This window comes from Pseudescherichia sp. AS216 (genome assembly GCF_037152055.1).
GTDB lineage: Bacteria > Pseudomonadota > Gammaproteobacteria > Enterobacterales > Enterobacteriaceae > Pseudescherichia.
The window spans coordinates 1-223 of record NZ_JBBCMV010000051.1 but is presented as its reverse complement, the minus strand read 5'-3'; the positions used below and the strand labels follow the sequence as shown (position 1 = coordinate 223).

1 rRNA gene is annotated in these 223 nt (G+C 53.4%); it reads left to right on the top strand.

Annotated elements, in window-relative coordinates:
* Positions 1-223 (top strand): 23S ribosomal RNA (locus WFN61_RS20865); the annotation flags it as partial.

Genomic DNA, 223 nt, shown 5'->3' with positions numbered 1-223 from the left:
TATGTTGGCCGGGCGACGGTTGTCCCGGTTTAAGCGTGTAGGTGTGTGCTCCAGGCAAATCCGGAGCGCTTTAACACTGAGGCGTGATGACGAGGCACTACGGTGCTGAAGTAACAAATGCCCTGCTTCCAGGAAAAGCCTCTAAGCATCAGGTAACACGAAATCGTACCCCAAACCGACACAGGTGGTCAGGTAGAGAATACCAAGGCGCTTGAGAGAACTC